At 69.6% G+C, this 8314-nt stretch carries 9 protein-coding genes; 4 read left to right on the top strand and 5 right to left on the bottom strand.

Features of this window, described 5'->3' with window-relative positions:
• Positions 1–144: 144 nt before the first annotated feature.
• Complete coding sequence (locus TFC3_RS19540) at positions 145–1389, top strand: inorganic phosphate transporter (RefSeq protein ID WP_067501903.1); 1245 nt, start codon at positions 145–147, stop codon at positions 1387–1389.
• A gap of 12 nt (positions 1390–1401) precedes the next feature.
• Here the strand turns inward: TFC3_RS19540 and TFC3_RS19545 are convergent, their stop codons facing one another.
• Positions 1402–1986 carry a hypothetical protein gene (locus tag TFC3_RS19545; protein ID WP_153040304.1) on the bottom strand — a complete coding sequence of 195 codons (585 nt, stop codon included), beginning with the start codon at positions 1984–1986 and terminating at the stop codon, positions 1402–1404.
• Between TFC3_RS19545 and TFC3_RS19550 the strand changes: the two genes are divergently transcribed.
• Entirely contained in the window at positions 1975–3222 is a 1248-nt protein-coding gene (locus TFC3_RS19550) for an alpha/beta fold hydrolase (RefSeq protein WP_067501907.1), read from the top strand. The genes TFC3_RS19545 and TFC3_RS19550 overlap by 12 nt on opposite strands.
• A 93-nt stretch (positions 3223–3315) precedes the next feature.
• Here TFC3_RS19550 and TFC3_RS19555 read toward each other — a convergent pair whose 3' ends face one another.
• The 3 genes from TFC3_RS19555 to TFC3_RS19565 all read right to left on the bottom strand — a co-directional run bounded on the left by TFC3_RS19555 (position 3316) and on the right by TFC3_RS19565 (position 6795).
• The gene (locus tag TFC3_RS19555) at positions 3316–4428 is read right to left on the bottom strand and encodes an alpha/beta fold hydrolase (RefSeq protein WP_067501910.1); all 1113 of its coding nucleotides are present in this window, start codon (positions 4426–4428) and stop codon (positions 3316–3318) included.
• A gap of 275 nt (positions 4429–4703) precedes the next feature.
• The gene (locus TFC3_RS19560) at positions 4704–5885 is read right to left on the bottom strand and encodes a serine hydrolase (protein ID WP_067501913.1); all 1182 of its coding nucleotides are present in this window, start codon (positions 5883–5885) and stop codon (positions 4704–4706) included.
• Complete coding sequence (locus TFC3_RS19565) at positions 5869–6795, bottom strand: hypothetical protein (protein WP_067501916.1); 927 nt, start codon at positions 6793–6795, stop codon at positions 5869–5871. Before TFC3_RS19565 ends, TFC3_RS19560 begins: the two co-directional genes overlap by 17 nt.
• Before the next feature lie 157 nt (positions 6796–6952).
• Between TFC3_RS19565 and TFC3_RS19570 the strand changes: the two genes are divergently transcribed.
• Together TFC3_RS19570 and TFC3_RS19575 are read left to right on the top strand one after the other, a co-directional pair.
• Positions 6953–7564 carry a hypothetical protein gene (locus TFC3_RS19570; protein WP_067501919.1) on the top strand — a complete coding sequence of 204 codons (612 nt, stop codon included), beginning with the start codon at positions 6953–6955 and terminating at the stop codon, positions 7562–7564.
• A 70-nt stretch (positions 7565–7634) separates the two neighbouring features.
• The gene (locus TFC3_RS19575; RefSeq protein WP_067501922.1) at positions 7635–7886 is read left to right on the top strand and encodes a hypothetical protein; all 252 of its coding nucleotides are present in this window, start codon (positions 7635–7637) and stop codon (positions 7884–7886) included.
• 61 nt (positions 7887–7947) lie between these two features.
• Here TFC3_RS19575 and TFC3_RS19580 read toward each other — a convergent pair.
• Positions 7948–8314: FAD-dependent oxidoreductase (locus TFC3_RS19580; RefSeq protein WP_173745335.1), on the bottom strand; the 367-nt coding region annotated here is incomplete at its 5' end.

Genomic DNA, 8314 nt, shown 5'->3' on the forward strand with positions numbered 1-8314 from the left:
GGCTGGTGATGGCCGACTCGCGCGACGACCCGGGGGTGCAGGTGGCCGATCTGCTCGCCGGGGTGGCCCGCCGATCCCCACACTGTTTCGGTGAGTGACGATGTCAGCCCGGATGGTCATGGCGGGGGTGGGTAGCCGGGCGGCATGGATGTCACCCTGGCCGCGCTCCTCGGTTTGATCGTGCTGGCGCTGCTGTTCGACTTCACCAACGGGTTCCACGACTCGGCCAACGCGATCGCCACCGTGGTGGCCACCCATGTGCTGCGTCCCCGGGTGGCCGTGGCCTGGGCGGCGCTGTTCAACTTCGCCGCGCTGCTGATCGTCGGCACCGCGGTCGCCAACACCGTCGGGCAGACCGTCAAGATGCAGTACTTCAGCCTGCCAGTGGTGTTCGCCGCCCTGCTCGGCGCGGTCTGCTGGAACTATCTCTCCTGGTGGAAGGCGCTGCCCACCTCGTCGTCGCATGCCCTGGTCGGCGCGCTGGTCGGCGCCGGCCTGGCCCGCGGCGGCCCGGACGCCATCCACGGGGCCAGCGTCCAGCGGACCGCGCTGTTCATCGTGCTCAGCCCGATCGCCGGGCTGCTGCTCGGCGCGCTGGTGATGGGCCTGCTGCGCCTGCTGCTGCGCCGCGCCGACGCCCAGCGCACCGAACGCGGCTTCCGGTTCGCCCAGCTCGGCTCGTCGGCCGCGGTGGCGCTGGCCCACGGCGGCAACAACGCCCAGAAGACGATGGGGGTCATCGCCGCCCTGCTCGTAGCCACCGGGCACCTCGACGGCACCGGCGGCGCGCTGCCCATCCCGCTGTGGGTGGAGCTGGCCGCGTACGCCGCTATCGCACTGGGCACTGTGTCCGGCGGCTGGCGCATCGTGCGGACCATGGGCACCCGCATCACCCAGCTGCGCCCGATGAGCGGGTTCGCCGCCGAGACCGCCACCGCCGCGGCCCTGTTCGCCTCCACCGCGCTGGGCGCCCCGGTGTCCACCACGCACACCGTGGCCGGCGCGATCACCGGAGCCGGCACCGCCACCCGCGCGGGCACCGTCCACTGGTCGATCTTCGGCCGGGTAGCCGTGGCATGGGTGATCACCATGCCGGTGGCGGCGCTGACCGCGGCGCTGGCGTACTGGGGTTCCACGCTGCCACCCGAGCCGTACAACATCATCCTGATGGCGCTGGTGCTGATCGTGCTGGCCGGGCTGCTCGTGCTCGCCCTCAAACGCGCCCCCTCGGCCGAGGACCTCGAGGACGAACTCGAGCAGGATCACGAGGTGCCGCTGCGGGCGGGTTCGGGCAGCCTCAGCGGTACGGCCCGGGTCCCGCTGACCAGCACCCGCCCCGATCCCGTCCGCACCGAGGCGGTGGCCCAGGAAATGGACGGCCGGTCCTGACCCCGGTGCGCCTCAGCTGATCCGGAACGCCTGCGTGGGCATCCCGGAAAGGAAGATGTCCTCGATGCCGAGCAACGCCGGAATGGCTGCCTCACCGAGATCCAGCGGGTGGAACGGCAACGGATAATCGTCGCCCGCGGGGTGGTCGCCGGCCCAGAACGGCACCTCGAAAGCCAGTGGGTCGCCGATCTCCTCGTAGACGCCGGAATCCGCGGCGACGCCCAGGGATCGCACCAGGGTGCCGTTCTCCCACACGGCGAAGGTCAGCGCGTCGGAAACCGAGTGCATGCAGTGCAGCACCATTCGGCGGCCGGCCGCGGCGGCGATCAGATGATCGGGCATCTCCGAGGGGAGCAGATCCAGGAAGGGCAGCGAACAGAACAGTGCGGCCCGCGGCAGGGGCACGGCGTAAATGAGGTCGTCGGCGGCGGGATAAACGGCGTCGGCCAGCGGGGCCTGACCGGCGGCGTGAATGACTTCGCCGGGGCGCAAGGTGTGGACGTACCGCTGGATCTGGTCCTGCTCAATGCCGTCGATCGCCAGCATCGCTGTCTTTGCGCCCATGGTGATGGATGATAGACAGCTGTGCTCGCTCATCCGGGAATTGTGCTCACAGATCACGTCGTCGCGGCGCCGCTGGACCATGCGGACCCCGGCGGCGAAACCATCGACATTTTCGCCCGCGAGGTGGTGGCCGCCGACCGGGTGCGCGACGACCTGCCGTGGCTGCTGTTTCTGCAAGGCGGTCCGGGTGGGCCGGGGCCACGACCGCACGGTCAAGATGCGTGGTTGCGGCGCGCTCTTCGTACCCATCGAGTGCTTCTGCTCGATCAACGCGGAACCGGGCGCAGCACGCCGCTGACAGCGCAGACCGTGCAAGGGCTCACGGACGAGCAAATCGCTTATCGGGTACGAACAATGCGCACCGACAGCATTGTGCGCGACGCCGAAATCCTGCGGGAGCGTGTTGCCGGCGACCGTAAGTGGGACACGCTCGGGCAGAGCTACGGCGGTTTCATCACCCTGTCCTACCTCTCCATCGCCCCGCACGCCTTGGGCACCTGTTACATCACCGGTGGCCTGCCCGGACTGCACGCCACCGCCGACGACGTCTACGCGCGAACCTATCCCCGGGTGGCAGCCCGCAACGCCGCCTACTACCGCGCCTATCCCGAGGACATCGCCATCGTGCGCGCCCTGGCCGACCGGCTCACCGCCGAGGACATCCGGCTGCCCGACGGTGACCGGCTCACCGCCCAGCGGCTGCGGCTGCTCGGCTTCAACTTCGGCATGAGCACCAGCTTCGCCAAGGTGCACTGGCTGCTCGAAGAAGCCGAGCTCACCGACCGCTTCCGGTACGCGATGATGATCGAGACCGGCTTCGTCGACCAGGCCCTGTTCGCGTTGCAGGAGTACTGCTATGGCGCGCCGGGCGCGGCCACGCGCTGGGCGGCCCACCGGGCGCTGGCCCAGCACCCGGCGTTCGCTGCCGACGCAGATCCGCTGCTGTTCACCGGCGAGATGGTCTACCCGTGGATGTTCCAGGAGATCGCCGCTCTGCGCCCGTTCGCCGGGGCCGCGGACCTGCTCGCCACCACCGAGGACTGGCCGGCGCTGGTCGACCACGCACGCCTGGCCGCCAACGACGTGCCGGTGGTGGCGGCGATCTACCACGACGACATGTACGTCGACGCCGGGCTGCAGTTGCAGACGGCCGCCGAGGTCGGCAACGTGCGCACCTGGGTCACCAACGAGTACGAGCACGACGGCCTGCGGGTCAACGGCGACCACGTGCTCGGTCACCTGATGGACCTGGCCGCCGGGCTGGCCTGAGCTGGTACTGGCCTGACCCAGGTACGACGAAACCCCACGCGGCACCGGGCCGCGTGGGGTCTCGCCGGTCCCTCCCCAGGAACCGGTTCAGGGTCAGCTGAAGTGCGCTGCGATCCAGTCGGCGACCGACGTGGTGGTGGCGAACACGGCACCGTCGTGGTTGGCGCCGCTGACCGTGACGAACTGCTCGGGGGCGCCGTAGGTGTGCAGTTCGTCGACGAGCGGGCCGGCGGTGATGTCGTACGGGACGGCCTCGTCGTCGGTGCCCTGCACGATCAGGATCGGCGCGCTCGGGGCGGAGGTGGCCGGGTTGCCGTACTGGGCCAGTTTGTCCAGCACGATCTGCGGCACGACCCCGTTGGGCACCAGCTCGGCCGGGGTCAGCGGGGCGTACGCGTCCAGGATCTTGTACAGGCACTCGGAGGCGAGGACCGGGGCCTTCGCGCGGGCCGGGGCGGCGAGGTAGGTGTTCGGGTTGAACGTGGGCTCGATGGCGTTGATGCCGTACAGGGCCATCACCAGGTAGCCCTGCCCGGGGGTGCCGGGGATCTGCGGGGCGATCAGGTTGAGGTTGGACACCGGGGCGATGGCCGCGCTGCCCTTGAGCACGAGCGCGCCGTCGTACGAGGGGGCGATCTGGTTGGCGAACAACGCGCCCTGCCCGCCTTGGGAGTGCCCGTCGACGGCGTACTGGGTGCTCAGCGCGCTGTCCAGGTTGCGGGCGGCCTTGGCGCTGTCGATGATCGCCCGGGCCTCGCTGAGCCCGACCAGGTACGGGTGGTTGCCCGCGGTGCCCAGCCCGGCGTAGTCCGGGGCGGTGACCGTCCACCCGCGGCGCAGCAGCTCAAGGACGGCGGCGCGGGCCTCGGGCCAGAACACGTCTCCGTTGACCGAGGGCGCGCACTTGTCGGCCAGCCCGGTGGTGCCGTGCGCCCAGACGACGGTGCGGTTCTGCTTGTTCGTCTTCGGCGTGAACACCAGCCCGGAGGTGGTGAGCAGGGTGCCGTTGGGGGCGCTGGACACGTACTGGATCTTCTTGGCGGTGGCGATCGAGGTGTATTCCGGTGGGACGGCGACGCTGGCCGAGGTGATCACGGTGCCGGCGACCGGCAGGGCCGAGGCGGGTGTGGTGCCGGTGAGCACCACACCGGCGACGGCGAGCAGAGCAGCCTGGGCGGTGGCAACCAGGCGGAAGGCAAGGCGCATGGGAGGAAAACCTTTCCGGGCGTTATGGGGCCTTTGAATGGTATTGACGGACGATATCGGGACAGCGCGCAGCACCGCCGGGCATCGGCGTTGATGCGGAGACGGGTGGTGCTCTGCCGGCGGATCCGGCCGGGGCGGGGGCCGGCCGGATCCGCGGCGAGCCGAGCCAGACCCGTGCGGGGGCCGGGCTCGGGGTGAGCCGGCTCGGGCGGGAGCCAGGCTCGGGTGGAGCCGGACCCGTGCGGGGGTCGGGCTCTGCAGGACAAGGCGTGAGGTCAGGCCAGGTGGTCAGCCACCCGGCGCAGGGCGGTGATGGTCTCGCGGTCGCGCTCGGGGTCGTCCTCGGTGGGCCAGGCGCTGCACTTGACGATGACCACGTCGGCCGCGGGATCGACGAAGAGGTATTGCCCGTGCACGCCGAGCCCGGTGAAGGCGTAGAAGCAGCTCTCGCCCAGCGTCCACCACTGGTTGGCGTAGCCGTAGTGGTCGTAGCCGCTGGGCCCGAGCGCGCCGACCGCCAGGTGTGGCAGGTCGGTGCCGCTGCTGCGGCGCACCCAGTCGCGCGGCACGATCTGTTCGCCGGCGAAGCGGCCGTCGTGGGCCATCAGCAGCCCGAGGCGGGCCAGGTCGCGTGCGGTGGCGTTGAACGCGCCGGCGCCGACAGCGGTGCGCGGATGCGAGCGGGTCAGCCCGTAGTAGGCGTCGCGTTCGGCGCCGATCCGGCTCCACAGCCGCGAGGAAGCGTAACTGGCCAGGGTCTGACCGGTGGCCGCTTCCAGCACCCAGCTCAGGATCTGCGCGTCGAACGTGGAGTAGTTGAAGCGCTCGCCGATCGGGGCCGTGCGCGGGGCCGACCGGATGATCGCGGGCACGTCACCGCCGCTGATCACCGCGCGTTCGAAGGCCCGGATGAAGGCGTTGTCGGCGATCCAGCTCTCCAGCTCGCCCACGCCGCTGCTCATGTCGAGCAGATCGGCCAGCGTCACGTCCGCATAGGCCGTACCGGTGAAATCGGGCCGGTAGTCGGTGATCAGATCCTTGACGCTGCCGATCGCGCCCTCGGCCAGCGCGATGCCGAACAGCATCGAGGTGACGGACTTGGACAACGAGAACAATTGCATCCGGGTACGAGGCCCGGCGAACGCCCCGGGATAGCTCTCGTGCACGATGCGGCCATGGTGCAGCACCACGAACGCCGTGGTGAACGTGCGCCGGTGCAGATCGCCCAGGCTGTAGTCGTGCTCGTCGAAGCGGTAGGTCACATTGAGCGGCACCCCGGCCACCGACAGCGGCAGGAACTCGGTCCCGCAGGCCACCCGCTCGGTCGGGATCAGCCAGTTCATGTGCGTGAAGGTCCACTCGTTGAGCGGGCGGCGCATGATCACGTCGCTCTGGCGCTCCCAGAACCCGGGGCGCTGCTCGGCAAGGACGGTGGCCGGCTCAGTGGTGCTGGTCATGCGGGTCCTCGCTCTGTTCAAGAGTGCGATCGGCGGGGCGCACCCGGTTCGAGGTGGTACGGAACTGTTCACGCAAGGTCAGACCGCTTGGTTCAGCGACCGGCTCGAGGTAGCTGTTGAGGATGCCGAGTACGGCCATGCCGACCAGGTTGTCGCCGCGCTCGTCGTCGACGATGCCGGCGCCCGGATCGCCGAGGTGGTGCAGGGCGAAGCCCTCCATGACCGCGGCCAGCATGTAGGCGAGCTGGTCCAGGGTGACGCCGGGGCGCAACTGGAACCCGCGCGAGGCGAACGTGGACTCGTAGATCTTCTTCCACGGCCCGAGCGCGCCGCTGTACTGGTTGGCGATCGCGTCGTGGATGCCGTCGTTGCGATCGGCGGTGGCCACCATGATCAGCTGGAGCCGGAACAGCGGCATCCGGCAGATCGCGGCGAGCTCGGCGTAGGTGGCGCGGTCGATGGCGTCGACGAAGCTCTCCTCGTCGTCCAGCCAGCCGCGCGTCTCCACCTCGGCGTCGTACTGCGGGTCGTAGTTCATCGCGTGGAACAGGAACGTGAGCAAGTCGTTGAGGTAGTCGTCGTGGCTCGCCCAGGTCGCGCGGTAGGGCCCGTCGCCCTTCTGGCGCAGGAACGGTGGTTCGAGGCGTTCCATCTCGCCGGCCAGCGCGCGTTCGGTGAGGAAGCGCAGCCCGGACCAGTACTGCTTGCGGCCGGCCTCGGTGACGGCCCCCGCACCGCACGCGCCGAGGTTCTGCTCGACGAGGTTGGCCCCGGCTTTGAGGTAGGAGGCCACCTTCGGCGAGTTGACCAGCGCGGCGCGCGTGGCCTCCCGGACACCCTTCACGCGGGTGACGATGCCCGAGAAGTCCTGGTTATAGGGATAGGGCAGATCCGCCTTACCGACCGTCATGAACCGATTCTTTGTCTGTTTCCCGGCCGGGACAAGTGCGCGGGTGCGTAGTACTCGGAGGCTAGTGCACGCATATTTTCGATACCCGTAAATATTACATTCGGTAGGGACATGATTACTCTAAGAAAACGTCGCTTCGATTGGGTATAACTACCGCGTGCACAGTGAAGCTCTAGTGGGTCTGCTCGGCGAACTCCCCGGCACTGAAGTATCGGTGCGCGCCGGCATGGTGACCGTCCACATCCCCGCCATCGGTGACTCGGTGCGCCTCGCGATCCGCGACGTACTGGGCTTCGAGCAGATCATCGTGCCCACCGGCGCGCCAGGCCTGGAAATCGGCGTCCGCCGAGGTCACGAGGAGCTTCCGCTGATCATCACGGTCGACGACGTGGTGTTCATGCCGGCCTACGCGCACGACATGCTGCTGCCCGGGGCCGACGTGCGGGTGCCGGCGATGCCCGACCTGATCGCCTACTCGGAGATGCACCGCGACGTGCGGGCGCTGGGCCGCGCGGTCGACGAGCTGGGCGCCGAGTTCGACGACGACATGCTGGCCGCGACGCTGCTGGCCCACCGGTGCTTCCTGGCCGGGGCGCTGCGCGTGGGGCTGTGGCCGGTGCGGGTGGCCGCCTGGTGGGAATACGAGAACGCCCGGGTCGGCCGCCGGCTGCCACTGGGACCGTTTCGCGCCGAACCGGACTGGGACCATTTGATGGCCGATGTGCAAGAGGCCCGCAAGCACAGCAATCAGCCGGTGAAGCAGGATTAGCTCCCGTCCACTGTGGGTAGCTGATGGGGCGTAGCAATACAGCATCGGTCCACACGGAGGAGAAAGAGCAATGGCGCAGGTCACCACTACTCGGCCCACTCGTTCCGGCGTTACCGCAGCCCGGGTGTGCACCATTATCGGATTTGTTTTCGCGGCTCTCGCGCTGCTGTTCTTCCCGCCCATTTTCGGGCTGGCCGCCGTTGTGCTCGGCGTGGTCGGCGGCTCGCTCGGCGACCGCCCGCTCGGCTGGTACGCCGCCGCCGCCGGTGTTGCCGGTGCGGTCATCGGCATGGTGTTGTCCGCGCTCATCCTGAGCGCCTGAGCCCCGCCCCTGCCAAAGGGCCGCGCTGCCAATCCCCCCGGTGGCGCGGCCCTTTGGCGTGCTATCGCGCAGCGGACCGGAGGATCGCTTCCGTACGGGCGGCCACCTCGGCGTCCGAGCCGTCCCACACCTCGTCCAGCCAGGGCCCGGCGAACAACCCCACCAACGCCGGCACCCCGTCGGTCGCGGTGGCATCGAGCCACTCGCAGATGTCGCCGTCCCCAGGCCCGTGCACCCGGTAGTAGCCGGAGCTGCTCACCGGCCAGAAGTGCTCGTCGAAGCGCAGCACCACCTTCTCGACGCGGCCCATCCGTAGCCGGGCCAGGGCGTCGCGGTGCCCCTGCGGCAGCGGCGGGGCGGACTTCAGCGCCCCCCCCCCCCACACCCCCACCGGTACGGGCACAATCGCCCCCCCGGAAAGCCCCCCC

Origin of the sequence: Actinoplanes sp. TFC3 (genome assembly GCF_001553785.1) — a bacterium.
GTDB lineage: Bacteria > Actinomycetota > Actinomycetes > Mycobacteriales > Micromonosporaceae > Actinoplanes.